This is a genomic window from Zhaonella formicivorans (genome assembly GCF_004353525.1).
In the GTDB taxonomy this organism is placed as follows: Bacteria; Bacillota; DUOV01; order DUOV01; family Zhaonellaceae; genus Zhaonella; species Zhaonella formicivorans.
Genome location: NZ_CP085524.1, coordinates 2,152,271 through 2,179,069 on the forward strand (window position 1 = coordinate 2,152,271; position 26,799 = coordinate 2,179,069).

Here is a 26,799-nt window from a genome sequence, read left to right on the forward strand (position 1 = left end):
GTTACCCTTGAATTCACCTCCTTTACAAAATTGATAGTGGGCAAACCGTTTAAGCTTTAATAAGTGGTCAACGCGTGTTAACCAAATGCTTCCATTTCCATCCCTCTGTTGCCAAACCTTACCACTAGTCATTGATGAGCGGCCAAAGGCAAAGGCTTTGCCTTTTATGCGAATTTTTCGACTTGTTGAAAACGAAAATCATCTTTCCGGCTGCTAGTTATGAAATATTTGTAGATAGCCGCTTAGCCGCTCATCATTTTTTTCGCTTTTTTTGCCCTTAATAGGCGAAAATTGCTTCATTTAAACTGCTTAAGTAATTATTTCCTTGTGATTCTTGATTATTCTACATTTTTGACCCATCTCCTGCTAAACAACTCTTCTTCAACCCGATTTATCGAATTTTTCGATTAACATTCGTTAATAAACAGCCTAAACAGGCATAAAAAAGGAAAGGTGGTCGAAAATTAAGACCACCTTTCCTTTTTATAGTTGAGCTTGTCTACAATAGACTTACATGATAATGATAGCAGTAATAACCGTCAGCAAGAAACCGATCATTACCGGTAAGAAATTCCGACGAGCCAGGTCCATAGGTTCTACGCCACAGATCGCAGCAACTGGAATTATACCCCAAGGAATAATGGTACCGCCACCTACCCAGACACCGCCAATCTGTCCCAATGCGGCAAGGACACCAATATTAGCATCAATGGCAGTTCCGAATGTCTTAGCCATGGTTCCAACCAGCGGCAGCGGAGCAAAACCGGAACCGTCCAATCCTTGTACACCACCAACAAGCAGTTGGATAAATGCTACGGGAACTCTGCTGAGCGGTACGTTTTGAGCCATCCAGGTAGCAAAGTCGCTCATCAGGCCTGTAGCGTTCTCACCTAAAATAGCTTTAGCGGTTCCTTCAGCGCCTAGGAAGAAGAAAGCACCGATGATAATTACAGGAGCAAAGATCTTGATACCAAACATGAAACCGTCACGGACATAGTCCGTAATTTTCTCAAAAGCTTCGCCTTTGAACTCAAGAGTAGCACCAATGGTCATTAAAGCTAAGGCAGTACCACCGATTAATGCGGTAGCGTCTCCACCCTTGAGGTCAAGCTTTAGCATAGCTACGATATCTAGGATGAAGGCCAGTGGAGTTACAACAGCCATCAGTTTGGCTACAGGGCTGAATGTTCTGGCCTCTCCAGTGGCAGCAGCCTCCTGGTAACCCAAAGTTTGTTCACTAACTTCGAGTTTGTTTTTAGCCATATCTCTCTTCAACAAAACAAAGGCGATTACTGTAGTCGATACCGACATAACTACAAACAGTGGCAGACCAGCCATTGTCACCGCGCTGGCATCAGGCAAACCGGCAAATTTAGCAGTAATGCTGGGCGCCCCTTGGATAATCCAGTCCGTTGAGAGACCAATACCATGACCAAAGAGGTTCATGGCCATAGCGGCACCGATTACCGGCAGACCGGCGCGCACAGCCACTGGCATTAAAATAGCGCCGATTAAAGCTACTGCTGGAGATGGCCATACAAACCAGGAAGTAATCATCATACCGATACCAAGCAACCAGAATGCGACGTTTGCGTTAACCATCAACTTGGCAGCTGGTCTCATGATGAGGTAGTCACTGCCTGCCTCACTCAGGTACTTGGAAAGAGCAACAACCAAAGAAATAATAGTGATAATACCTAAAAATTCACTGCCTGCGGAAACCAGGGCGTTGTACATTACTTGTAAAGCGCCAGGCAGGGTTCCTTTAGCCATATAACCTATGATAAAGAGACCTACAATACATGGCAGCAATGTGTCACGACGAGCTGCCATTACACCTAAAACAATCACAACCAACGCGATATAAACCCAGTGTATTGTGGTTAATTGTACCATAAAACAACCTCCTACTAAATAACTTTAGTTAGCCTTTAGAATATCAAGGTTTAATACATTGGATTTTCGTAGTCGTTAACATTCACCCCTTTCTCTTGTCACTACCGGGTTAGGCAGTATTAAGCAACTGCATTTACCTTAGAACACCTGTGTTGGCAAATATTTTAGCCTACTGCCAACCATTACCACTAATCATTGATGAGCGGCGGTGGGCAACACAAATAAAGCATAGAAAGCACTTGACCCCTGTTACCCTGGTACGTCCTGGACGCTTGTTCACCCCAGTACAAATGCAATTATAGCTTGGCCACCGGCAATAGTAAATGCAGTAATACTTACCAGAAACAAACATAAACTTTAATCATACTAATTGTTAATCATTATTAAAGAATGATAACCCTTGACTTTATGAAATTTTTTAACATACTGACAATGAAAATCATTTTCCTGGTGGCAGCTATGGAAAACATTTCTGAGTCATAAACATGTGCTGAGGACTCATCACCGATGAGTGGTACTTCACACAAAGCATGATAATTCTACATAGATCGACAAATTCCTGCAAACAAAATTGCATATTGCTTATAAGTTTTCATATACTAAAAAACAGCATAGATTCAATAAATGTTGCTAAATTTCCCGGTCGCCTCAGCCTTTAAATTTGCGAATTAGTCTGTTTAAAATTCCCTGTGAACTCATTTCAATGTAATGCTCTTCAGCAACTTCCGGCACGGGAATAATCCCAAAGGGCTTGCCCAAAGGTTTATAACCTTTTACCTGCTCTAGCCTCGAACCTCTTTTAACCTCGAAATTTAAGTGTCCGGAACTATTCTCCAGGATAGCTGCCAGTTCAAAGCGGTTAAATACCTTTTGCCCGTTAACGCTGATAATGATATCACCTGATTTTAGCCCAAGCTCTGCCGCAGGAGAAACTCTTTCCACGCTCAATATTTTTACTCCGTTTGGCGCAGCAACATAAATTGGCCTTCCGGAAAGTTCAGCTTTTTGTCCCCGGCGAATGAGGTATTCGTGGGCCAGGGGGCCAAAAAGCGCAGGCAGCCAGGCTAGCCATCTGTAGTGGGAAGCTGCAATTGCCAGGCCCAGCAGGATAATGCTGTAAATGCCAAGTTCAAATCCTGATTTTTTGCTCTTTTGGGCAGGCGTGCTGGCCATAGCCAGATCACTGTAGCCTAAAGCAGCCAGAATAGGTATGAATACGTAGCTGGCATCAGGGGCGAGCCGGGAAAGGTTGGGTTTAATCAGCGGCCACCACTGGGGAACTGAGATAACCTGGCTGGCTTCCGGGGCTTGGCTGACAATTACTAACCCCACCAGGGGCAACGGCCAGAATTTTTGCAGGTTAAAAGCTCCGGCTACCTGCCCGTTTCCGCTTTGCATATAGACAGGAACGGCCCCCAGGTGGCCGCTGAAGCGAATCAAAACACTTTCCACCATGTGCAGGATGGCCACTAATCCCATTAACTGGGGTACATCCACTATAGGCCAACCTAAAATCAAATAACTGAGAGAAATTAACCCTCCTGCATAGGAAAAACATAAAAAGCGGGGGTTAATCAGCATCAGCAACACGGCAACCGGCCATAAGTAACTAATTCCAATGTTAGTTAAAGAGACTCCCGCCAGCACCAGCAAAAAACTTCCCAATACGCCCCCCATCACGCCAAAGATAGTGGCCGCAACCACTTCCCGCCAAACCGAATCACCTGTTAAGCCAAAAAAATTTTCCTTCAGTTGAAAAGTTCTTCTATACATTAACCCCACCAGCAGAACGACCAGCCAAAAGAGGGGGTCAAAAAATATTTCCCCTATCTTGACCAGGATTAGGGGAATAATGCTGGTAAAAGGAAGCACATCAGTCACCTCGATTTTTAGCCTTCAGCTTTCAGCCTCCGGCTCTCAGCTTTTTTGCTTGCTGATCTTGCCAAACTTCACTTTATGCCATTATCTAAGCAGCATAGCGTCAGTAACAAAAAAAGCAATTAAAAACTCGTAATCTTAATGAATGAATGCTAATCACTGCTAGCTAAGGGCTGATGGCCGGGGACCGAAGGCTGATAGCTACTTAATTTTTGTGCGCAAAATCTCTATTGCTTTCCGCAGTTGAGGATCTTTATCCTCATTGGGGGAAGTCAGGGCAATCTCTCTTTCCAATTCTTGCGGCAGTTCTACTTTCACATTAGGTTCAATTCCTTTCTTGTTAATATCAGTCTTATTTGGTGTCAGGTATTTGGCAGTAGTCAGTTTTAAAGCCGCCCCGCCGCTTAAAGGAAATACGGTTTGCACCAGACCTTTGCCAAAGGTTTTTTCGCCAACCAGTATGCCGGCTTTGGTGTCCTTGATGGCCCCTGACACTATTTCCGAAGCGCTGGCACTCCCCTTATTCACCAAGACCACCAGCGGCACCTTTAAATTTCCTCCCCGCGCCATGAGGGTTTCGGTGCGCTGCTTTTCCACAATATGCACGATAGGGCCTTCGGGCACAAACTTGGAAGCTACTTGCAAAGCTGCCTCCAATTCACCGCCTGGGTTATTTCTCAGGTCCAAAACAATGCCTTTAAAGCCTTGCTCCCCCAGTTCCTTTAGCACTCTTTCCAACTCAGTGCCGGTATTTTCGCTGAACTGCGTAATATTAATATAGGCGATATCCCTATTTTTCTTTAATAGCTGCCCTTCCACCGAAGGAATATTGATTATCTGGCGGGTAAGCACGTAATCTTTTAGGCCTTCTAACCCTTCCCGCCACACGGTAAGGGTTACTTTTGTACCAGGCTTGCCTTGCATCAACTGGGCCGCCTTTTCCAAAGTCATATTGGTAGTTTCCTGCCCGTCAATTTTTACAATCCAATCGCCGCTCAGAATACCGGCCTTTTGAGCCGGTGTACCTTTAAAAGGAGAAACCACAGTCAACCGGTTCTCTTTCTCCATGGAGACCAGCAAGCCAACGCCGCCGTAGGACCCTTTTAAATGTTCCATCAGGCTTTCGAATGGTTCCGGTGCCAAGTAAGTGGAATAGGGGTCATTCAGTGAACCCACCATCCCTGCGGCAGCCCCTTCAATCAATTGACTGGCGCTTACCGGCTGGATGGCTTTCATCTTAATGAGCGCAATAACTTTTACTGCCCGCCCGATGTTCCCCAGGTTAGTCAAAGCCGCAACCCCCAGGGAAGCTGTAAAAATCATGCTGAAAATAGCAAATGCAGTTAGAAGAGTTTTTAATGTTGTGCGACGCTGTTCCAAATTTTACACCTACCTGTCTTATCTTAAGTCCATATACACTGCTTTATGTATATGTAATTTTTGCGAAAATTATTATCAGCAGCCAGTTTAAACCTGCCGGTTGATACTAATGGCCGATACAAAATAAGGGAACTGTATTAAGTTCCCTTTATCCTTAACTAACGTAGGTAATTCCAGGGGTTGACCGGCTCTCCGTTTACCCTTACTTCAAAGTGCAAGTGGGGACCTGTGCTTAAACCGGTACTGCCTACCTTTCCAATCTGGTCTCCTCTTGCTACAGTATCCCCTTCCTTTACGGAGTAAGCAGAAAGATGGGGATACATGGTCGTTATATTACTGCCATGTTCCACCAGCACAGTTTTGCCATAGGCTCCAAACCAGCCCACAAAAACTACTGTACCTTTTTCAGCAGCTACGACTTCAGCACCGGAAGGGGCCGCAATGTCTACTCCCGTATGCATCCTTTTTGTTTTTAGTATCGGGTGAATGCGATACCCGTAATCAGAGGTTATCCGGTCATAACCGGGCGTGGGCCAGGCAAATTTCCCGCCCATGTACTTTGTGCTCTTTTTGTTGCTATTCAGCCTAGCCTGGATCTCCCGGATCTTTTTGGCTATTTCCCTGGAAGCCTGCTCCTCTTCTGCCAAAGCCCTTTCAGCCGCTTCCTTTTCGTTACTGATCTGGGCCTGAAGCTTTTCCTTTTCCTGTTTCCTTTCTTCCAGGCTTGCCTGTTTTTCCTCGGTCCGGGACTTTAGAGCCTTAATTTCATCCCGGCGCTCTTCCAGTTCCTTTTTATAGGCGGCTATCCGCTCTTTTTCGGCTTCTATGGACTTTAACATCTCCATGTCCTGTTCCGCAATCTTGGAAAGCAACTCAAAGCGCACCAAGAAGTCGGTCAGGTCGGTGGAAGAGAGCAGCACTTCCATAAAATTCACGTCGCCGTTTTTATAGATTTCCACCAGGCGGTTGGCAAAAATCCTGTTTCTTTCCTCCAAAGCCGCTTCCGCTTCCTGCAGGTTTTGCTCCGCTGCAGCCACTTTGCCCTGAGCCGCTACGAGCTGATTTTGCAACTCATCCAGGTCCTTTTCGGTGGCTGCGATATTCTCCTCCAGGTCCTGCAGTTGGGCAGCCAAGCTCCTCAGTTCCCTCTTTTTAGCACTGATCAGGTTCTTATAAGCCCGGATTTCCCTGTCTGTTTCCCGCTGCTGCTTGCGCAGGTTGTCCAACTCATCGCCATACACGGGCAATATGCTGGTCCCCAGAAAAGCCAGGGCCAAAACTACCATTATAAGCTTTTTCAATTGTCCCGGTCTCTTCACCGTCACCCCTCCTTAAACTTGCAAAAACCGCCGGACCGAAATCATGCTTCCCAGAGCGCCCACCAGTGTGCCGGCAGCCAGTAAACCCGACAAAATCTTGATAATGAGCATGGTATCGGCAATGATGGGAATAAAGGAAATGCTGTAGCGCAAGTTGCTGACCAAAAAGTCGTAAGTCAGGTACAAGGCTCCCACAGCCAAAAGAGCTCCCGTAAAGCCCAAAATCATACCCTCGATAAAGAATGGCCACCGGATAAACCAATCGGTTGCTCCCACGTATTTCATGATGTTGATTTCTTTTCTGCGGGCGAAAACCGTCAGCCTGATGGTAGTTGAAACCAGGAAGACCGCTCCCAGGGAAAGAAGCAGCACTATGCCGGAACCTATCAGTCTGACCCAGCGCACAACAGCAAACAACTTTTCAACCACGCCCTGGCCGTAATCCACTTTGTCCACATAAGCTATTTGCTCCAAGGTTTCGGCAATGGGCTGAACATACTCGGGGCTTTGGGCCTTGATTTTGTATAGATCGGGCAAAGGGTTGACCCCTCCCAGGGCGGCCAAAAGGTCATGGTCCCGACCAAACTGCTTATTCAAGTTGGCCAACCCCTCTTCCTTGGTCACCAACTTAACCTCTGCCACCCCTTTAATTGCTTTAATCTGCTCTTCTGCCTGCAAAACTTCATCCCTGGCTGCATCTACTTCCATAAAAGCCACAATTTCCACATTTGATTCTAAATCGGTGGCTATGTAATCGGCGTTTAAAACCAGCAGTGTAAATATTCCCACGATAAACAAAGTAATAGCTACTGTAGCCATGGCTGCCAGCCCAATCCAGACATTGCGGCGCACAGAAGTAAAAGCCTGCCGGAAGAAGTACCCTACCGTCCTAATCTTCATAGCCGTAGAGCCCCCTTTCCTCGTCCCGTACTACTTGTCCACGCTCTAAAGCTATAACCCGCTTGCGCAGCTTATCCACAATGTTTCGGGCATGGGTGGCCATGACAATGGTTGTGCCTCGTCGGTTGATATCGTTGAGTAATTCCATTATTTCCCAAGAAGTATCCGGGTCCAGATTTCCGGTAGGCTCATCGGCAATAAGAATTCTTGGCCCGTTAATAATGGCCCTGGCAATTGCCACCCGCTGCTGCTCACCGCCGGAAAGCTGGTGGGGAAAATAGTCGCTTTTGCTTTCCAAACCCACCATTTCCAAAACAGCAGGCACCTTAAGCCTGATTTCCTTCCTGGAATGTTCCAAAACCTCCATGGCAAAAGCCACGTTTTCAAAGACCGTGCGGTCGGCAAGCAGCCGGAAATCCTGAAAAACAATACCCAAATTGCGCCGCAAAGCGGCAATTTCCGACCGGCGCAAGCGGATGATGCTTTTACCGCCGATAAAAATTTGCCCTTTGGTGGGCACTTCCTCGCGAAAGAGCAGCCGGATGAAAGTTGACTTTCCCGCACCGCTGGGCCCTACCAAAAAAACAAATTCACCTTTATCAATCTTAACGCTGACTTCATTCAGCGCCTTAACTCCGTTGGGATAAACCTTAGATACGTTAAGTAGCTGGATCACTCTTACCACTCCTACTTGTGCTGTCGTGACAGGGTAATTGGCGCGAATCCTGCAAAATATTTATACTTTTTTTTCTTTCGACACACCTCTTGAAAATCCTGTTGGTAAATCTTTTTTTGTAAAAAATTGTCTGAAGAAAGGCCGAGAAAGTCTGGAATTGCGACAGGCAGGGAATGGGAAAGATTTCAAGAATATATACCTAAAATTGTAAGGCAGGTGAAAATGTGTCCGGTAAACAGCATCTCTGTTTTTGCTTGTTGCTGATAGGAGCGCTAATTTTAAGCATCACCCTTTTCAGCCGTGAGCAGCTGTTAGGCTTTAGCTGGCTTTGTGGCATCTTTATGGGGTATGTACTGCAGCGCAGCAATTTCTGTTTTGCCAGCGCGTTCCGGGACCTATTCCTCTTTCAAGATACTCAGATGTTCAAGGCGCTTTTATTACTGCTGGCCTTAGCACTCCCCGGGTTTTGGCTTGTCCAGTACCGCACTGTTCTACTATTTGAGGAAATTCCGGGAAAAATCTATCCTTTGACACTGGGAACCGCTGCAGGCGGGCTGTTTTTCGGGTTGGGCATGGTTTTAGCCGGGGCTTGCGCTTGTGGGACTCTCATCCGGTTAGGAGAAGGTTTCAACCATTTTTGTCTGGTTTTGGCAGGGCTCATAGCCGGTTCCGTTGCAGGCTCATGGCACTATGGCTGGTGGCAGCGGTTTCTTCACCAGGGGGCCGTTTTTCTGCCCCACAACCTGGGTTGGGGTGGAGCATTGCTGCTGCAGCTATCGGTCCTGCTGTTACTTTATTCCGGGCTGAAAATAATTGAACAAAAATACACGAAAAAAGCTTAAGGTGGGAAAAGTCATGACAGTACATGAATTGGATGTGTTGGGTGAAGCATGTCCTGTGCCTCTTTGGCGTGCCAAAGAGCAGTTGAAAAAACTCAAGCCAGGTGACAGCTTAGTGATTTTAACCGATTTTCCCAGGGCGGTTATGAACATCATGGACTTAGCCGATAACCAGGGTTATCCATTTGAAGTGACTGAAACTGAGGCCGGCGTCTGGAGGTTGGTGCTAAAATGCCCGTACCCAAAATAGCGCGAAGGCTAACCGGCAGAGTGCAGCTTTCCTATGTTCAGGGGGCGGTGCTGCTGGCCGGGTTAAATATCCTTTATTTCGGCTTAACAAAAAAAGCCTGGTCCGTCACCACTTCCCTGGCATTGTCCGGAGCATGGCTGGTGCAAACGCTGGGGCTTGCCAGCCCCAAGGATTGGTATTTTTTTCAGCACTTCCAACCGGAGCTAATCGACAACCCTTTGCTGTATTACGGCACCTGGCTTAACCTGGGCTTGCTGTTGGGCGTGGTCTTATCCATGACTTCCGGCAAGATGTGGCGCTGGCGGAAAAACCGTTCAGCAAAACGCTGGCTCGTGGGCTTGGGGGGCGGCTTTTTAATGGGCTATGGAGCACGCTTGGCGCTGGGCTGCAATATCGGGACACTGCTTGGCGGAATCGCATCTTCTTCGCTCCACGGCTGGGTCTTTGGCTTTTTTACCCTGTTAGGTTCCTGGTTGGGATGTAGACTTTTCTCCAAATACCTGCTTTAACAAAAAACCGTTTGGCCGGAAGCATCCAGAAACCGCAGGAAACGCTGGGCTAAAGCAGAATGGTAGCTGTTCTTCCGCCAGATAATATTATAAGGAACGGAATTTGACAGGTTGGCCACAGGCAATTGCATAATAAGGCCGTTATGCAGCTCTTTTTTAACCGCAATCTGCGAACAGATAGATATGCCCATTCCTTTTTCCACTGCAGATTTTACCGCATCCAAACTGCCTAATTCTATTACCTGGGGTAAATCTTTTAGCTGCAGGTCTAAGCCGCGTAAAACAGCTTCTAAATAGTGGCGCATCGCTGAACCCTTTTCCCTGACAATCAGGGAATTGTATAAAAAATCCTCCCGCTCCAGACAAGTACGGTTTTCCCAGAGGCTGTTAGCCGCAACTATCCCAACCAGTTTATCATTTAAGAGCGCTTTTTTTTCAATAGCAGGATCAGAAGGCGGCGGACCTTCGATAATACCCAGATCGATCTGATTATCCCTTACAAGCTCAATAATTTCCCCATCGTTGGCGATTTTCAGCTCAATCTTTGCCTGAGGATATTTTTCCTTGAAGGTCCAGATGCTGCAAAGCAGAACATAATTGCCTACCGAAGCGCTGGCTCCCAAGGCCAGCTTTTGATTTTCCGGCTCAGCCAACTCATCCAGGGCCCGTTCCATCCTTTCGTAAACGCTTAAGATTTCCCGGGCATGATCATAGATCACCTTTCCCGCAGGGGTCAGCTCTACCCCCTGTTTGGTCCGGCTGAAAAGGGCGGTCCCGTAATATTCTTCCATGGCCCGAATCTGGTTGCTTACTGCCGGCTGAGTCAAATGCAGCAGGTTGGCAGCTCGGGTAATGTTTTTCACGCGGGCCACAGTAATAAATAACTCTAATTGACCGAGATTAAGGTTCATCTCCCGGGAACCTCCTTGTGAAATATTTCCCTTGAATTGATTTTACAACATTTGGCTCCTTCTAACAAGCCGGCGCCGAACCATAAGTATTCAAAATAGCTTATAAATAAGCTGAATGTCACAGGGCTATAGATAAACTTTATAATTAAAGTACGGGAAGTTCATGTGAAAACAAGAGCATATTAAGTCCTGAGGCAAAAGCCCGGAGACACTCATTCGAGTACTCCGGCTTTTGTTTTATTCTCCCCTATCCGAAAATAACTGTAATGTCTATGTCCTGTTGCTCCTACTGTCTGAATCAAGAGCACCAATTGCTCGGTACCGGACTTCCAGCGGCACGCGGTGACGCGACGTCCTGTCGCTCCACCACTCATCTCAGTCCATGCTGCTCGTCCGCTTTCAGTCCTTGCCCTCGCAGGGTGCTCTAAGGATTCAAACAAAGGCAGCTTCCACGGACATAAATCATTACACAATTTCCATCTACACAATTTTCATCGTACTTGGTGCTACTAAGTAGCATGAGTATCTAAATAAAAAATATTCTATGGAGGTGGAGTATCATGACAGAAGCAAGGGAAGAAATGGAACGAAAAGAACTAACTCGGAGAAAATTCATCGCCGGAGCTGCTGCCGCGGGCATAGCTACTGTAGGCGGAATTTTGGGTGTAGGGGGAATCAATTTGGCGGCAGCCGAAGAGCCTGTTACCGTCACAGTTAACGGCGTACCCCTCGGCGGTCCCGTCCCCCCAAGGATAGAAAAGAATGTAGCCATTGCCCCTGTCCGCCCGCTGGCCGAATCATTGGGTGCAGAAGTTGCCTGGGATAACGTAAGCCAAACTGTTAAGATTACTTCCGGGAAAGGAGATGTGAATGCGGCGGCACCGGCTTGGCCCTGGAAATATCAAAAACTTGACCCCCAAGCTGTCTGGCAGGCAGGATATGATGGTTACTATGCCGGCGCTTGCTGTTACGGCGTATTCAGCGCCATTATCGGTGAACTGCGCAAAAAAGTTGGTTATCCCTATACCCTAATCCCAGTGGAAATGTTTAAATACGGGGAAGGCGGAGTTGTAGGCTGGTCAACCCTCTGCGGCGCGCTAAACGGAGCCTGCGCCGCCATCAACCTGGTCTCCAGCGAAGAGGTTTATAACAAGATCATTAACGAGCTGATGGGCTGGTACACCCAGGCACCTTTCCCTATCGGCAAACCGGCAAAGCCTAAGGTTGACAAAGAGCTGGCCACTAGTGCCTCCGGCTCTCCTCTCTGCCATGTATCAGTTACTAACTGGTGCAAAGTATCGGGCTACGGGGCAAAATCGCCGGAGCGCAGCGAACGGTGTGGCAGGCTAACCGGGGACGTGGCGGCCAAAGCGGTGGAACTCTTGAACCAGTACGTGGACGGCAAATTTGTGGCAGCTTATAAAGCGCCGAATTCTATCTCTGACTGCATGAGTTGCCACGGCGACAAAGCCATGAACAACACCCGCGGTAAAATGGACTGTGTCCAGTGCCACGACCTGTCCAATCCCGTCGGGCCCCATAAGTAGTAATTTATGTAAATAAGTTTGCACATAAATAACCCGTTAGCAAAAGCTAGCGGGTTCAGACTATCCCGAAAATGTAACCCTTTGTGTCCGCTGCTCCAAAGACTATCGCCAAGAGCGCTTCTCCTGTACATCGTTTGACTTCCAGCGGCACGCGCTGACGCAGCGTCCATGCCGCTCGGCCGCTTACAGTCAAACTCTTCACAGAGCGTTCTATAGCTTGTCATATGTCGCAGCTACACAATGGGTTACAATTTTTCATACTTATGATGGTGTTGCAACAGCAGCATGGGGTTCTGTCGACAAACTCTAATTAGCCCGCATGTATTATGGAGCGGGACTGGTTTCCCTCAGCCGTCGGCAGCGGAGCTGAAGGTCAACGGCGAGGGAGCTTGTCCAGAGCGAAATAATACATGCGGGCTGGCTTTATCTTAAAACTGACGCCAGTTTCAAACCGGAGTGTATTTTGGTTTACTTATTTACGCTGCAGCACATTGCGCACTGCCTGCACGATGTCCTCGGAAGTCAAGCCATATTTGACCAAGAGCTCGTTAGGAGTCCCCGATTCCCCGAACACATCCTTTATTCCTACCCTGACCAGGGGTACCGGACAGTTTTCGCAGCTAAGTTCCGCCACTGCTGCCCCCAGTCCCCCGATGATGCTGTGTTCCTCCGCTGTCACGCCCGCTTTGGTTTTTTGCAGCGATCTTACCACTGTTTCGGCATCCAGAGGTTTAATGGTTGAAACATTAATCACCTCAACTTCAACTCCTTCGCCGGCCAGGCTATCGGCAGCGTCCAGTGCGGCGCTGACCATGATGCCCGTGGCAAAAACCGTGACGTCCTTGCCCTCCCGGAGGACACTGGCCTTGCCAATCTCGAATTTATAGTCGTCATCATAAATTACAGGTACTGCAGACCTCCCCAAGCGAATGTAGACAGGTCCTTTATACCCTGCAGCCGCTCTCACTGCCTGCTCGGTTTCGATGCCGTCGGCCGGCACAATGACGGTCATATTAGGCAGAGCCCGCATAATGGCGATGTCCTCCACTGTCTGGTGGGAGGCTCCGTCTTCACCTACTGTTATCCCAGCATGGGTTGCGGCAATTTTTACATTTAACTTCGGATAAGCCACTGAATTCCGTACCTGTTCAAAAGCCCTGCCTGTGGCGAACATGGCAAAAGAGCTGGCAAAAGGAATTTTCCCCGAGAGAGACAGACCTGCTGCTGTGCCGATTAAGTTTTGTTCGGCGATTCCAAGATCAAAAAAGCGTTCCGGAAACGCTTTGGCAAAGTCAATGGTTTTAGTTGATTTTGCCAGGTCAGCATCCAACACCACAATATCTTTATTTTCTTCCCCTAAACGCACTAAAGCTTTACCATAGGCATCCCGGGTAGCAATCTTGCTCATCTTCATTCCCTCCATTTGTTTTATGTATTTCATGAGCCAATGAGTCAGGGGACGGTTCTCTGACTCATTTGACTCGCAACAGAGTGAGTCAAGGAACCGTCCCCTGACTCATTTGAGTTCTGCCAGCGCCCGTTCCATTTCATCGGGTTTGGGAGCCACACCGTGCCAGCCCACCTGGTTCTCCATGAAGGATACTCCTTTTCCTTTGATGGTTTTGGCCACAATCATTACCGGCTTACCCTTAAGCCTCTTAGCCTCTTCGATAGCCTGCAGAATTTGGGCCAGATCATGACCGTCTATACTCAGCACATGCCAACCGAAAGCGCGCCATTTATCAGCTACAGGCTCGGGGTTCATAATGTCTGAAGTGGGACCGTCAATCTGGAAGCCGTTATGGTCCAGAAAGGCAATCACGTTATCCAGCTTAAAATGAGCCGCTGCCATGGCTGCTTCCCAGATCATCCCTTCCTGTATTTCTCCATCGCCGAGCAGTACATATACCTTATAGTCTCTATTATCCAGTTTCCCTGCCAAGGCCATGCCGTTAGCGACCGACAGACCCTGCCCCAGTGAACCTGTGGACATTTCTACCCCCGGTACCTTGTTTAAATCCGGATGCCCTTGCAGACGGCTGCCCAGCTTCCGCAGGGTCATTAACTCTTCTTTGGGAAAATATCCCCGCTCCGCTAAAGCTGCATAGAGTAAGGGGGCAGCATGACCTTTTGACAGCACAAAGCGGTCCCGGTCAGGCCAGTGGGGCTCCTCAGGTTTAATTCTCATGGCATGAAAATACAGGACGGTGACAATATCGGCGCCGGACAGGGAACCTCCGGGATGTCCCGAACCAGCTTCCCCAATCATCCTGATAATATCACGCCTGATCTCTTTGGCCTTGTCTTCCAGTTTTGCAATTAAATCTCTGTCCATTCTGTCGCCTCCTGATTATTATTTGCGGTTATAGTTTGTAATTGTCAACAACTGCTCTTTATTCTGTCCCAAAGTTTTTAAATCCTTCGCCCAACGCTTCGTTTACGCTGGCCACAATCACAAAAGCCTTGGGGTCTGTCTTGGCAACCAGCTGTTTTAACCTGCTTACCTCAGAGCGGCTAACCACAACTAACAAAACCTCTTTATTTTGCCCGGTAAATCCGCCCCTGCCCTGCAAGTAAGTTACTCCCCGGTCCAAGACCCGCATAACTTGCTCACCAATTTCCTTGTTTTTGTCGGAAACCACCAAAGCTGCTTTGGCAAAGCCTTCCCCTTCCTGGACCAAGTCGATTACCTTGGCTGTCAAAAACACAACTAGAAAAGCATACAACGCCAACTCAACGTTAAAAACCATGGCCGCCAGGGCAATCACCGATGCGTCGATCAAGAGGAGGCTCTGGCCAACGCTAAGTTTCAAGTATCTGTGGATGATACGGGCGGCTAAATCAGTACCTCCCGTCGTACCGCCGAATTTAAACACTATGCCTAAACCCAATCCGGTTACTATCCCGCCGTAAATGGAAGCCAGCAGCAAATCGTGAGTAGGAGGTTTTAAATAAGGGGAAATGAGATCAATAAAAAAAGATAGGGTAACTGTGCCGTAGAGGGTTTTTAAGCCGAACCTTATACCCATCTCTTTTAGGCCGAACAAAAATAAAGGTATGTTTAAAGCCAACATGGTTAAACCGACTTTGAATTTAAACACATAGTAAATCACGGTGGCTAAACCGCTGACTCCCCCGGCCGCTATTTTATTTGGCACCAAAAAAAGCACCAAGCCCAGGGCTGTGATAAAAGTCCCCAGGGTTATCCCCAGGTAGTTCCAAATGATTTTCCACATCTTCCTCACCTACTCAGCTTACAATTCCCACCTGTTAGCCCTCAGCCGAATCCGGGTCATTGCTTTTACCAAATTAGCCATATATCCCAACCATCAGCGGCTCAAGGCTCCCCTGATTAATTTCCTCGCGACAAAATGAGTCAAGGAACCGTCCCCTGACTCATTTTGCTTTTACCTAATTCGCCATATTCGCCATATTAGTTTCTCTTTACTTAGGATATTTTAACCAGCTGAATTTGGCAAGTTTTGCGAGGAAAAAATTCCAAACTATTATTTATTTATTGCTTTCAGATACAGTAACGATTCAAGAAACTTCCCGGTATGTTCGACAAAGAAAAACCTCCCAGCGGAGGTTTAATGCTTGACAATGGCGCGGGCTGGGCAAACGCTGACGCAAGCGCCGCAGTCATCGCAGTCATCGGTTATCCTGAAAACGCTGTAGATCGGGTTAGGAACTTCTTCCATAGCGCCGTCCCTGACAACATCGGTAGTGGAGTTTATATCCCCGGTAGTATTGTAAGTATAGCCGTCATCAATGGCATCCTTATGGCAAACAACAGCGCAATCGCCACAGGAAATGCAATCCTCGGTAATTCTGTAAGGCATAACTCTTTTTACCCCCTTTTTAGGTTATGTTCTTCAACGGAGGTAAGTTTTATGCGTTATACGGATGTTTAATGAAACTACATTTCTTTTGAATTTTGCAGCCTTGCGCTTCTTGTCGTTTCCTGGACATCATATACGTATTTATCAGTTACTAAAGGTTTAATGCTGTCTCCAAAATCTTCTTTGAGCCATTTTACAGTTGAAACGGCCAGGATAACAGTAAGGAATAATACCGGTACACTGGTTAAAACTGAGGAGAGCTGTACTACTTTCATCCCGCCAACCAACAGCAAGGCAATTGTGGCAAAAAGGAGCATCCCAGCCCAAAAAACTCTGGACCACTTGGGAGGTTCCATCCCTGCGCGTATTTCAAAACAGCTCATGTTGGCAATAGTGTACGCGTTGGCATCCACGCCGGTGGCTTGGGAAATCGCCATTACTATAATAAAGAATGGAACAACCACTGCTTTTAATGGCAGCGTATCGAGCATGGCCGAGATCACTCCGGGACCGCCGGACTCACGCAAAATTTTTGCCAAATCGACTCCTTTATGCAAAAGCTGATCTACATTGTAACCGCCAAAAACAAGATAAAAAAGAGCACTGCCCGCAGTGGCCGAGAGGACCATGTTTAAGATTAATTCCCTGATAGTACGCCCCCTCGATATTCTGGCGGCAAAAAGCCCTACGTATATGGCCCAAGCAAGCCACCAGGCCCAGTAAAAAACGGTCCAGTCCTGTGGAAAGCCTGATTTTGTAATGGGATCAGTATATAGGCTCATGCGCAGAAAATTTTGGAACAGCATGCCCAAATTATCAATAAAGTAGGATAGCATCCAAAAAGTCGGTCCGACCAGCAACACAAACCCCAGCAAAATAAATGTTAAATACATATTATAGTCGGCCAGTTTGGCAATACCTGAATACAGTCCTTTATAAGTACTATAGCCGTAAATTAAAGCAAATAACACCGCAACAATGAGTTTAACAAAAATAGTATCCTCAACGCCCAGGTAATCGGCAGTCAACTTGGAGAGCATAGGTATTACAAAGCCCAGTGATGTGGCAATACCCCCAACCATGCCAACTACTACAACCAAATCAATAATTCTGCCCACCCAACCATCAACCAAATTGCCTAAAACACCCCGGCAGGCGTAACTGGGATACAAGTAAGGTCTTTTTCTGACATAAAACATATAGGAGAAGGCAACAGCTGGTACGGCAAAAGTCGCCCAGGCGCTAAAGCCCCAGTGAAATATCCCGTAAGAGAGTGCCCACTGCGCAGCCTGAGGCGAAAAAGGTTCAGCCCAAAAGGGCGGTGCTTGGAGATAATAAACAGGCTCGATACATGCCCAATAAACAAGGCCGGCACCCGAACCACCGCAAAACATCATAGCAATCCACGTAAAAGTTGAAAATTCGGGTTCATCATCCCGGCCCCCCAATTTAACTCTGCCATATGGGCCAAAAGCTAACCAGAGCAAAAAAATCAACGAGCCGAAGACAAGTGCTTCCCATAACCAGTCAGTGCTATGGGTGATTATATACATTGCCTTGTCGATGACACCTTGGGCGGACTGCTGGAAAATAACCATGGGGCCATAAAATAACAAGCATATAATAACGCTGCCCCAAAATACAGGAGGATTTATTTTCGCTATTACACACTTTTCCTGCTTAAAATCATCCACAGAACTCTCCCCCTTCTGGCAAATTTTCGCGCCGTTTTACTAAAGTTACATGCAATATCTATGCCAAACTATTTTGAACATTTCGGATAAGCCAAACGTTGCCGCATTTAATCACTTTATACTTTATCTCAATTATAAATTGTTATCAAAAAAGATATCAAAAAAAGCAATAAACCACCCGCGGACAAACGGGAAAAAGAACCTTTTTAACCGCGGGTGTTAAAACGCTAATAATAATCACATACCTTTAAAATATTTTAGCTAAAGCATACAGTTCGCAGAAAATCAAAATCAATTTCCCAAAACTTTTTGCATGTATGCCCTTAACTCCTTGTCAAGCTCGGGGTCAAGCAGCGATTCAGGGGCGTTACTTATAATTTCCTTATACTTTCTATTTGCTTTTACTACCACATCTTCCGCACCGGCAGCTTTCCAATCATCGTAGGACTCCCAGTCAGATACAGTAGGTGTCCAGAGATCACGGAAATGTTCAAAGGTGCTGGGGTGAGTCAGATACGTACCCTTATGCCCCACTTCCTGGATAACATCTACTGCTAAAGCAGCATCTGATGTATCGATACCCTCGGAGATGCGTTTTACCCTCCTGACCAGTTCTTCATCAATGATGAACTTTTCATAGGAAGTGACAAAAATGGCATCCAATACACCCATGCACTGCACAAAGATATTGGCGCCGCTCATCATGCCCATCATCAGGCTCTGCATTGTTTCGTATCCCGCTTGGCAGTCCAGGGATTTGGAGTGGTTAATACCGCACATGGTTCTAGTAGGCAGGTGGTAAAACTCTCGCCCCATCTGAATATTGGGAGTGTTGATTAGCATTGCCTCGGGTGAACCGGCAGCGAAACTAGCCGACTTCATGTAGCCCACTGTTGACGCGGTGGCATAGACTACAGGTGTTCCCGGGTTGACCAGCTGGGTCAGGACTATTCCTGCCAAGAGCTCTACGTTTTGCAGCACAGCAGTTCCCAAAAGGCTGATGGGCCCGGAAACGCCTGCCATGATGCAAGGCGCCAGCAGAATTACCTGATTGCGTTTAGCATATTCGATAATAGTCTCCAAGGTGTCTGGAGCATAGGCAAGAGGGCTTAGGGAATTCACCAGCACACCCACATAGTGGTTCTCCTGCAGCCGGCCCTTTTGACCCAAAGCTATTTCTGCCATGTCCAGCATCTGCCGGACCTGTGTCCCGTCTGTACAGGCACCGATAATCGGTTTATCTGTGTGTTTCAGCATCTCATACATCATATAGATATACTTTTTGTTTGCATCCACGTCACTGGGGTCCACGGGAATACTCCCATTGAGTTGAACCACATCACTGGCCTGGCAGAGCTTCATGATGTTGGCGTAATCCTCCAATGTAGCCGGCCTGCGGCCCCGGTCCAAATCCTCGATATAGACCGGACCAACGTTGGGCTGGATCAGCAACCCTTCACCCACTGTGACGGAGTGGTCGTCGTTTCTGGCCTTCCACCTGAATGTGCCGGGACAGGTTTCAAGCGCTTTTTCCACCATATCGGCAGAAAAATATACTATTTCACCTTCAACCCTTGCTCCATGTTTTTTAAAGATTTCCAGCGCTTCTGCACAGTGAAAAACAACACCGGTTTCCCGAAGGATTTTTAGTGAAGCGTCATGGATCCTTTGATAATCCTCTTTGGAGATTACCTCCATCCTACTGATTAAAGCCATATGATTTTTCATCCTCTCCAGCTTTAGTCTCAACTTTTAATGATTACTTTTTAGCTGGTTACTAAAGCAATTTTCATGCCAAAGCAAAAATCCTGTCTAAAGAAGAAAAAGCAGGGTGTCCTTCCCCGCCTCGGAAGATAATCGCAAACCTTTAAGTCTTTTAGACTTAACTCAGGCCGACAAAACCAGCCCGCATGATTCACGTTATTTACTTGCCCTATTTAAATGTTTTCGGATTACCCGCGTCGCCTTGCTTTGGCTGATGTTCAAAGCAGCCGCCACTTTATACGAACTTCCCAGCTGCCGGTAGAGCTGAATTATCAATTCTTTTTCTTTTTCCTTAATGGAAACCCCATCAGTAAAGATTATAGGGGGCAGACTTTGCCCACCAGGTTGACTGTCTTGCATCGCCCGGATATTTTCCGGCAAGTGTTCAGGCAAAATCTTTGTTTCCGGGACTGTTACCACTAAACGCTCAACCAAATGTTCCACCTCGCGTACGTTTCCTGGCCACGAGTATCGGACTAACATATCCAAGCACTTTTGGGAAAATTGATGGGAGACTTTATATTTGGCATTATATCTATCCAGAAAGTAGCAAAGTAACGGGATGATATCCTCGGTCCTTTCCCTTAAAGGCGGAAGAGCAATTTCAATTACATTCAGCCTGTAATAAAGGTCTTCGCGAAAACTTTTTTCTTCCACCAGTTTTAGAAGATTGCGGTTGGTGGCTGCCAATATTCTGATATTAACTTTTTTATGTTCTTTGCCGCCTACGGGAAGAAAACTGTTGTCCTGCACAAGTTCCAGCAGCTTAGCCTGCAGCTTAAGGGGCACTTCCCCGATTTCATCCAAGAACAAAGTTCCTCCGTCAGCTAATTCAACCAATCCTACTTTACCGCTTTTTTCCGCTCCGGTAAAAGCCCCCCGGCAATAGCCGAATAATTCTGACTCCAGCAGTTGTTCGGGGATGGCTGCGCAGTTAATACTCATAAAGGGTCCGTCTTTTCTTGTACTATGGTTATGAATAAATTTAGCCAAAACATTTTTCCCGGTTCCCGACTCGCCAAGGATTAGCACAGTTGAGTCAACGGCCGCTACCCTTTGGGCTATTTGCAAACAAGCTCTCATCTTTTTGCTGTGGGCGATATATCCATCAAAGCTTATTTCCTTTTGTCTCAGTTCATGGACTTCTTGTTTATACTTTTCTACTAATTTTCGGGTTTCATCTAAATCATGCTTTAATTGCTCAAGATGGGTAATATCGCGACTGTTCATCACCACAAATTCTATCTCGCCCTGGTTGTTAAGAATCGGGACAGCAGTAACCACCAGCTTTTTGCCGAAATTAGTCACTTGTTCCAGGGTAACCGTTTTCTTTTCGCGAAAAACAACCGGAGCCAGTGCCGGCGAATAATAGCCTTCGTTGACCAGATAATGAACTGTTTTACCAATTACATCCGAGGGCTTCAAACCATAATGCCTCTCGCATGCTTCATTTACATAAACAACCATGCCTTTACCGTCAACTACAAAAATTTCATCAAAAGAGTTGTCCAAAATCTTTTTTAAATCATCCCAGCTTAAATTATTGCCCTGTAGGTTTTGTTGCTCAAGCTTACCGCCAGCCAACCTGCATCTCCCTTTCCCCATAGACTTGCTGTACAGTTCAAGCTAAAGGCTGGTACAATCCAACCTGGTAAAAAGGTCAAAAAGCTGTTCAAGGCATATTGCGACTTCCATAGCTTTAAAGAATACAAGAAATAATAAAAAAATGCCAGTGCTGACAATGAATCTTTTCTACATATTTTTTTATTTCCCTGCAGATTTAAAATTTTGAAAAAATTTTAGCGACATAAAAAAACCGTGGATAAAGAGTTTTATACCCCACTCTTTTATCCACGGCACCTTACTTAAGCGGGTTTATTTTTATTACAGCTAAGAAGCTTTGCCTCAGCTTCTTCGATAATTGAACGCAGTTCCAAAGCCACATTTTCTGATAAAGGTTCAGGTTTATGGTTCTGTAAAATTGCAACAGCTTCTTCGTGGGCTACCGCTGTTAGGTCCTTACATCCCCTTTCCTCCCAAGCGTATCTCATCCTGCGGTCCAGAATATTGGGGCGGGACTGTTCCGTCCTCATATACTTGATAGTATGTTCCTGCATGAGGAAGTCACCGCCGGCTCCTACCTTGTCGATGACATCCACCGCAAGGGTTTCGTCGCTAATCTCAATCCCTTGAACCACTTTCCGGACCATTTTGATAATGTCGTTGGACATTACCAATTGCTCAAAACTCAAGGTAATTCCTAATTCCAGCATCCCCACTCCATAAATCAGGTTGGCACCTGCCAACGCAGTTAGCAGAGTGGACATGGTGGTCTCGTGGGCTGCCTGAGCATCAGGGACTTTGCTGTCAACCTAACCACCGGCAACCCAGCTAGGCAGCAGGTAGTATTGGGCCAAGGCCGCCACAGCTGAGTTAATCATGCCCAATTCCGGTGCGCCTACAGGAGCAGTGGTGGTTTTCAGGTCCATCATGGTAGTGGAACTCCCGTAAATTACCGGCGCCCCCTTACGGGTCAACTGGTTCAGCACAACTCCGGATAACACTTCTGCATTGTGGGTCACCAATGTTCCTGCCAAAGTTACCGGGGCTGAACCGCCGGCCATGGCCATGGAAAGGATATTCACCGGGACGCCATAACGGGCACAGGCAATGATTGCCTCACAGCAGTGGTCGGTGAGCTGCAGCGGACTGGTAGGGCAGACGTTAACAGATAAAATCGGACGCTCCCTTAACTTGTCCTTCCCCCCGGCAACAACAGCCGCCATCTTAAAAAGATAATCGGCATGCTTGCCATGGACGCCTCCCACGAATACGTGCTTCGAAGTGTTGAGGAAACATGCTTCCGCTGCGTGCAGGGGGTGGACATCGGCAGGAATGTCGTGGGGAGCCACAGCCCTTAGAACTACGTCAATTTCATCCAGGGCATCGCACAGTAGCGCCGCATTGGCAATGTCCTGCTTAGTAGTCTTTCTGTACTCCCCTGTAAAGGGGTCGATGACCATGATGCCTTCCCCGAAGTTGGTGAAATTTACCCTTCTGCCTTCTAATACAACATCATGCACAGGGCTTCTGCCATGGAGTACAATTTTGCTTGGGGCGGAACGAATGCAGTCTTCTACCACATATGGAGGAAGTTTTACAATCCGGCTCTTTTGATCTACACTGGCACCCCCGCTGTGAAAGATTTCCAAAGCTTCATCGCTTTGGACCTTGATTCCTGTTTTCTGGAGCACTTGCAGGGTCGCTAAGTGAATAGCATAGAGCTCTGCCTCGGAAAACATTTGCATACCGAAACCCCGGGTCACATTGACCGCCGCTTGAGTATGTGAGCGCACTTCTTCCCCTCCTTGAAACTATCCTGAAATAACTGTAACGTCTATGTCCTGTCGCTCCCACTGTCTGAATCAAGAGCACCAACTGCTCGCCAAGGGTTCAGACAAAGGTCGCCTCCACAGACATAAACGGTTACAAAATTTCCCTCATACTGAGGGTACTGCTAAGTAGCATGGGTGGCTATTTTGAAAATTGACTCAATATCAATATGTGATGCACTTACCACCTCCCGGGAAACGGCAAGCTGCTGCCTTCATCACTCGTAAAATCGGTGCGCACCATAAAACACTAACTTTTTATCCAACCATCCAGCCAGCAATTTCCGTGCCACAATAACCGTTTCCCGCTCCATACTGATTGACGGACGCTTATGCTGCTGTCGGAGCAACATCAGAAAAAAATGAAGAGTTCTAACGCATTACGGTATGGCTGCTCCTTTTATCGCCCAAGATCATTATTTTAAGTCTGAGGGACTCAAGTAAGTCATGATGACTTAGCTAAGCAAGTGACATTTTCCTGTAGCGGGATAATTTCTATTATTTTTTCAGCAAACAATCAGGTCAGTGTAAACATTTCCTTTGGTATAAAAATTGCATTATAAAAATTCGCTTGAACCTAAAAAATTAGGATGGAGGTGTCAATACAAAGCAAGCTGAGTTATTCCAGAAAAAACTTAGATAATAAGATAAGGAGGAGATCACTATTAGCACTCTGGAAAACAAAAAACACAAAATTGAGCCATGGGTGTTTTTTACGCCTTTAGTTTTTGTCGTTGCCTTTTGCTTGTGGGTTTTTCGGGACCCTGAGCAAGCAGCAAAAGGTCTGCAAAAATTTTATTCATTTATTACTGATACTTTAGCTTGGACTTACGAATGGTATGTGCTTATTTTGTTTGCACTTTGTTTCTACTTTATTTTCGGCCCTTACGCCAATAAAAGATTAGGAGATGAGAAACCGGAATTCAGCACTTTATCATGGCTGGGCATGATCTTTACTTCCTTTGCAGGCCTGGGAGTGTTAACCTGGACTTCTATAGAATTTTTTTACTATTTACAAACTCCGCCTTTTGGAGCAAAGCCATTCTCACCGGAAGCCCAACCTTGGGCCCTTGCTTATCCCTTATTTCACTGGGGATTCTCCGCCTGGGCGCTGAATACTGTGTTTGGACTGGTCTTTGCCTATCTGTTCTTTGTTAAGAAAAAAGATGTAATAAGGCCGAGCAGCGCCTGTGAGCCAATTTTTGGAGAACGTTTAACTAACGGCTGGCTTGGCAAATTAATTGATGCCTTTTTCGTCATTGGCTTTGTCGGCGGGGTGACCACTTGTATCGGTGTTAACGTACCTACTATTTATGCTTTAGCAGGTAAAGTGTTGGGTATTCAGCGCACCCCGACAATAGACGCTGTGATAATTTTTTCGTGGTCAATTTTCATGGCCATCTTGCTGTACACCGGTTTGAATAAGGGAATCCGCCTTTTAAGTGACTTCAGAGTTTATTTTGGTTTTGGTATCCTAGCCGTTATCCTTGCTTTTGGCCCTACCTCATACATCCTCAATACTTTTACAGATTCGGTGGGTCACCTGCTGCAAAACTTTGTAAGGATGAGTTTGTATACCGATCCCTATTATAAATCAGGGGTACCTCAGGGCTGGACCGTCTTCTACTGGGCCTGGTATATTGCTCTTGTCCTCCAAGCAGGTATATTTATGGGGCGAATCTCAAAAGGCAGGACCGTGCGCGAGTATACTATCGGGGCACTGTTAGCCTCCACAGCAGGAAGCTGGATCTTCTTTGCAGTGTTTTCAAATTTCTCAATGTATGTCTATCAGCAAGGCACCGTACCTATTGCAGATATTATGGCCAGTGGCGGACAAGGCGAAGCGATTGTGTCCATCTGGACCCAATTACCCTTTAGCGGCATTTTGATACCCATTCTGCTTGTTTATGGGTATATTGCAATGCAGACCTTACTCAACGGTTCCACCTATACTCTGGCCATGGTTACCACTAAAGAGCTGACCGGGGAAGAAGAGCCTCCTAAATGGAACCGGATCTTCTGGTCCTTGACTTTGGGGCTGATAGCTGTTGCCGTAGTCTCTATCGGCGGGATCAGACCATCCCAAACTATGACCATTATTGGCTCCCTGCCCATATTCATCATCTCGCTTTTGATTTTGGTCTCTTTCTTTAAAGATGTGCGGGCAAATTGGGGGGCTAGCAGAGAAGAAAATAATACTATTCAGGCAGTTTCGAACAACAAAAGCTCAATTTCCGGATAGAAATAATGCTAAGATTAAGGGGTTCGGCGCACACTGCCGAACCCCTCCTTTCTAAAATCTCCCGCTGCGGAGGATAGCCAGAATCAACCACAAGAACATCATGCTGGCGGCGCCAAAGCCAACCTCCAGGATGGGAAGGCGCCAGAGGAAAAAGCCTCCCGTGTCTCCTTCGATGGCATAACCGATGATCAGGCCGGACATGACGATGCTAAAGGACAGCAAAACAATGGCAAAAGTCAATTTATTGGAGATCCGGTCCGCACGGTTCAAGGCCTTTTCAATGTTTTGGTGCTCAAGTTTCAGGGATAATTTACCCTCCTCCAGCTTGCTCAGGATATGATCGATTCTCTTTGGCAGCGCCAGGGCTATTTCCCCGTAGTCCTCGACTACCTCGGACAGGTGTTTGCCAATATTCCCGGGAGAATATTTTTTCCTGAACAATTCCCTGCCAAAGGGCTCCGCCAGGACCATGATGCTCAATTCAGGATCCAGCTCCTGGACCACACCCTCTAAAGTAAGGAGCGCTTTTGCCAGCAGTGTAAACTCCGAGGGGATCCTGATGCGGTACTTATAGGCCAGGTCCAGGATCTCCTGCACCGCCGCGCCCAAGCTGATTTTGCTGAAGGGTAGGTTATAGTACCGCTCCCGCATGCGCTCCACTTCCAGGCGCAGGCTGTTTAAATCGGTCTCCTCAGACAAAACCCCCATTTTCAGGATAGCATTGATGATTTTAGAACTGTTTCGGCCGATTAGACCCAAAGCCAGGTTGATAAATTCTTCTTTGCGCTCCTCAGATATTCTCCCCACCATGCCAAAATCCATAAAAGCAATGACTTCGTCCGGGAGCACAGCAATATTGCCGGGATGGGGGTCGGCATGAAAAAAGCCGTGCATTAAAACCATGCGTAGAAATGCATTGGCCACATTAACCGCGATGGTATGGCGGGAATAATGTTTTTTCTCCAAGCATTCAGCATTGTTTAGTTTACACCCTGAGATATACTCCAGGGTTAAAATCCTGGCAGTGGTATAGTTCCAATAAACGCTGGGGATATGCACCGTATGGTCATTGGCAAAGTTTTCCCTGAAGATTTCGGCATTTCGGCCCTCGGCGTAGTAATCCATTTCCTCTTTGATGGTCCTGGCAAATTCCTCGGCAATTTCAACAAAATTATACAGTTCACCCCAGGAGGTATGTTTCTGGGCCAGTCGCGCCACATCCCGCAGAATGTCGAGGTCAGTGCGAATTACCTCTTCCACTCCCGGTCGCTGCACTTTTACAACTACTTCCATTCCCGAACTGAGGCGGGCATAATGTACCTGCCCGATAGAGGCCGCTGCCAAGGGTTTTGGTTCAAACCGGGCAAATAAATACTCGAGCGGCTGTCCCAATTCTTTTTCAACTTGTTCCTTGACCTGTTCAAAGGGAAAAGGGGGAACGTCATCCTGCAGCTTGGCCAGTTCTGCAATTATATCTTTAGGCAGCAAATCCGCCCTGGTGCTTAACACCTGCCCCAGCTTAACAGCAGTAGGGCCAAGTTCTTCCAGCACAAGGCGCAAGCGCTTGGCCAGGCTTATTTTTTCCGTTTTGTCAGTAACTTTTTTTCTACCCCGCAAACTGGGTAAAACCAGCTCCGACAGCCCCAGCTGGTCAATAATGAACCCAAACCCGTGCCGGGCTAAAGTATTGACCACTTCTTTAAAACGGCCGAAATGTTTATAGCGTTTTTTTAATAACATTTCTCTGCTCCATTCTCGGA

20 protein-coding genes and 1 pseudogene are annotated in these 26,799 nt (G+C 46.9%); 5 read left to right on the plus strand and 16 right to left on the minus strand.

The genetic code is table 11. From position 1 onward, the window contains the following. Positions 1-510: 510 nt before the first annotated feature. The 6 genes from EYS13_RS10535 to ftsE form a co-directional block, all read right to left on the minus strand. Complete coding sequence (locus tag EYS13_RS10535; RefSeq protein ID WP_227762330.1) at positions 511-1,896, minus strand: hypothetical protein; 1,386 nt, start codon at positions 1,894-1,896, stop codon at positions 511-513. A gap of 648 nt (positions 1,897-2,544) precedes the next feature. Next, a complete protein-coding gene (locus EYS13_RS10540) occupies positions 2,545-3,777 on the minus strand; it encodes a PDZ domain-containing protein (RefSeq protein WP_227762331.1) in 1,233 nt (410 codons plus the stop codon). Positions 3,778-3,975: 198 nt separating this feature from the next. Further along, positions 3,976-5,154, minus strand: a complete 1,179-nt coding sequence (locus EYS13_RS10545; RefSeq protein WP_227762332.1) for a S41 family peptidase — start codon at positions 5,152-5,154, stop codon at positions 3,976-3,978. Between the two features lie 158 nt (positions 5,155-5,312). Then, on the minus strand, positions 5,313-6,473 hold the full coding sequence (locus tag EYS13_RS10550; RefSeq protein ID WP_227762334.1) for a murein hydrolase activator EnvC family protein: 1,161 nt from the start codon (positions 6,471-6,473) through the stop codon (positions 5,313-5,315). Between the two features lie 12 nt (positions 6,474-6,485). Then, the gene (gene ftsX, locus EYS13_RS10555; protein ID WP_227762336.1) at positions 6,486-7,373 is read right to left on the minus strand and encodes a permease-like cell division protein FtsX; all 888 of its coding nucleotides are present in this window, start codon (positions 7,371-7,373) and stop codon (positions 6,486-6,488) included. Then, positions 7,363-8,049: a cell division ATP-binding protein FtsE gene (ftsE, locus tag EYS13_RS10560; protein ID WP_227762337.1), complete on the minus strand. Its 687-nt coding sequence runs from the start codon at positions 8,047-8,049 to the stop codon at positions 7,363-7,365. The genes ftsX and ftsE overlap by 11 nt, the downstream gene beginning before the upstream one ends. Positions 8,050-8,273: 224 nt before the next feature. Between ftsE and EYS13_RS10565 the strand changes: the two genes are divergently transcribed. The 3 genes from EYS13_RS10565 to EYS13_RS10575 are packed head-to-tail and all read left to right on the plus strand — an operon-like array spanning position 8,274 to position 9,647. Then, positions 8,274-8,891 (plus strand): YeeE/YedE thiosulfate transporter family protein, encoded by a 618-nt coding sequence (locus tag EYS13_RS10565; RefSeq protein WP_227762338.1) that lies wholly within the window; start codon positions 8,274-8,276, stop codon positions 8,889-8,891. Between the two features lie 13 nt (positions 8,892-8,904). Further along, positions 8,905-9,138, plus strand: a complete 234-nt coding sequence (locus tag EYS13_RS10570) for a sulfurtransferase TusA family protein (protein WP_227762339.1) — start codon at positions 8,905-8,907, stop codon at positions 9,136-9,138. Then, positions 9,120-9,647: a YeeE/YedE thiosulfate transporter family protein gene (locus EYS13_RS10575; protein ID WP_227762340.1), complete on the plus strand. Its 528-nt coding sequence runs from the start codon at positions 9,120-9,122 to the stop codon at positions 9,645-9,647. Before EYS13_RS10570 ends, EYS13_RS10575 begins: the two co-directional genes overlap by 19 nt. Here the strand turns inward: EYS13_RS10575 and EYS13_RS10580 are convergent. Further along, entirely contained in the window at positions 9,644-10,558 is a 915-nt protein-coding gene (locus EYS13_RS10580) for a LysR substrate-binding domain-containing protein (RefSeq protein ID WP_227762341.1), read from the minus strand. The two genes, EYS13_RS10575 and EYS13_RS10580, sit on opposite strands and share 4 nt — an antisense overlap. Positions 10,559-11,118: 560 nt before the next feature. On the opposite strand from EYS13_RS10580, the gene EYS13_RS10585 reads away from it, so the two are divergent. Then, positions 11,119-12,105 carry a C-GCAxxG-C-C family (seleno)protein gene (locus tag EYS13_RS10585; RefSeq protein WP_227762342.1) on the plus strand — a complete coding sequence of 329 codons (987 nt, stop codon included), beginning with the start codon at positions 11,119-11,121 and terminating at the stop codon, positions 12,103-12,105. Between the two features lie 472 nt (positions 12,106-12,577). On the opposite strand, the gene EYS13_RS10590 is transcribed toward EYS13_RS10585, so the two are convergent. The 8 genes and pseudogenes from EYS13_RS10590 to mttB form a co-directional block, all read right to left on the minus strand. Further along, positions 12,578-13,513 carry a transketolase family protein gene (locus EYS13_RS10590; RefSeq protein WP_227762343.1) on the minus strand — a complete coding sequence of 312 codons (936 nt, stop codon included), beginning with the start codon at positions 13,511-13,513 and terminating at the stop codon, positions 12,578-12,580. Positions 13,514-13,621: 108 nt separating this feature from the next. After that, positions 13,622-14,440, minus strand: a complete 819-nt coding sequence (locus tag EYS13_RS10595) for a transketolase (RefSeq protein ID WP_227762344.1) — start codon at positions 14,438-14,440, stop codon at positions 13,622-13,624. Positions 14,441-14,498: 58 nt separating this feature from the next. Beyond that, positions 14,499-15,341 (minus strand): YitT family protein, encoded by an 843-nt coding sequence (locus EYS13_RS10600; RefSeq protein WP_227762346.1) that lies wholly within the window; start codon positions 15,339-15,341, stop codon positions 14,499-14,501. Positions 15,342-15,695: 354 nt separating this feature from the next. Then, positions 15,696-15,947 carry a 4Fe-4S binding protein gene (locus tag EYS13_RS10605; RefSeq protein WP_227762348.1) on the minus strand — a complete coding sequence of 84 codons (252 nt, stop codon included), beginning with the start codon at positions 15,945-15,947 and terminating at the stop codon, positions 15,696-15,698. A gap of 77 nt (positions 15,948-16,024) precedes the next feature. Next, a complete protein-coding gene (locus EYS13_RS10610) occupies positions 16,025-17,641 on the minus strand; it encodes a BCCT family transporter (RefSeq protein WP_227762349.1) in 1,617 nt (538 codons plus the stop codon). Between the two features lie 291 nt (positions 17,642-17,932). Beyond that, complete coding sequence (locus tag EYS13_RS10615; protein ID WP_265332379.1) at positions 17,933-19,357, minus strand: trimethylamine methyltransferase family protein; 1,425 nt, start codon at positions 19,355-19,357, stop codon at positions 17,933-17,935. Between the two features lie 204 nt (positions 19,358-19,561). After that, positions 19,562-20,989, minus strand: a complete 1,428-nt coding sequence (locus EYS13_RS10620) for a sigma-54 interaction domain-containing protein (protein WP_227762352.1) — start codon at positions 20,987-20,989, stop codon at positions 19,562-19,564. Between the two features lie 281 nt (positions 20,990-21,270). Continuing rightward, positions 21,271-22,761: pseudogene (mttB, locus tag EYS13_RS10625) on the minus strand ([trimethylamine--corrinoid protein] Co-methyltransferase). A gap of 709 nt (positions 22,762-23,470) precedes the next feature. On the opposite strand from mttB, the gene caiT reads away from it, so the two are divergent. Beyond that, the gene (gene caiT / locus EYS13_RS10630) at positions 23,471-25,039 is read left to right on the plus strand and encodes an L-carnitine/gamma-butyrobetaine antiporter (RefSeq protein WP_227767890.1); all 1,569 of its coding nucleotides are present in this window, start codon (positions 23,471-23,473) and stop codon (positions 25,037-25,039) included. Between the two features lie 51 nt (positions 25,040-25,090). Here the strand turns inward: caiT and EYS13_RS10635 are convergent, their stop codons facing one another. After that, positions 25,091-26,779, minus strand: a complete 1,689-nt coding sequence (locus EYS13_RS10635; protein WP_227762353.1) for an ABC1 kinase family protein — start codon at positions 26,777-26,779, stop codon at positions 25,091-25,093. Positions 26,780-26,799 lie beyond the last annotated feature (20 nt).

Bases quoted from the DNA above. Each gene is read 5' to 3' on its own strand.
- EYS13_RS10590 (WP_227762343.1), bottom strand. From the start codon at position 13,513: ATGAGCAAGATTGCTACCCGGGATGCCTATGGTAAAGCTTTAGTGCGT.
- EYS13_RS10595 (WP_227762344.1), bottom strand. From the start codon at position 14,440: ATGGACAGAGATTTAATTGCAAAACTGGAAGACAAGGCCAAAGAGATC.
- EYS13_RS10580 (WP_227762341.1), bottom strand. From the start codon at position 10,558: ATGAACCTTAATCTCGGTCAATTAGAGTTATTTATTACTGTGGCCCGC.
- ftsX (WP_227762336.1), bottom strand. From the start codon at position 7,373: ATGAAGATTAGGACGGTAGGGTACTTCTTCCGGCAGGCTTTTACTTCT.
- EYS13_RS10575 (WP_227762340.1), top strand. From the start codon at position 9,120: ATGCCCGTACCCAAAATAGCGCGAAGGCTAACCGGCAGAGTGCAGCTT.
- EYS13_RS10570 (WP_227762339.1), top strand. From the start codon at position 8,905: ATGACAGTACATGAATTGGATGTGTTGGGTGAAGCATGTCCTGTGCCT.
- EYS13_RS10600 (WP_227762346.1), bottom strand. From the start codon at position 15,341: ATGTGGAAAATCATTTGGAACTACCTGGGGATAACCCTGGGGACTTTT.
- EYS13_RS10635 (WP_227762353.1), bottom strand. From the start codon at position 26,779: ATGTTATTAAAAAAACGCTATAAACATTTCGGCCGTTTTAAAGAAGTG.
- EYS13_RS10605 (WP_227762348.1), bottom strand. From the start codon at position 15,947: ATGCCTTACAGAATTACCGAGGATTGCATTTCCTGTGGCGATTGCGCT.
- EYS13_RS10535 (WP_227762330.1), bottom strand. From the start codon at position 1,896: ATGGTACAATTAACCACAATACACTGGGTTTATATCGCGTTGGTTGTG.
- EYS13_RS10615 (WP_265332379.1), bottom strand. From the start codon at position 19,357: ATGGCTTTAATCAGTAGGATGGAGGTAATCTCCAAAGAGGATTATCAA.
- EYS13_RS10585 (WP_227762342.1), top strand. From the start codon at position 11,119: ATGACAGAAGCAAGGGAAGAAATGGAACGAAAAGAACTAACTCGGAGA.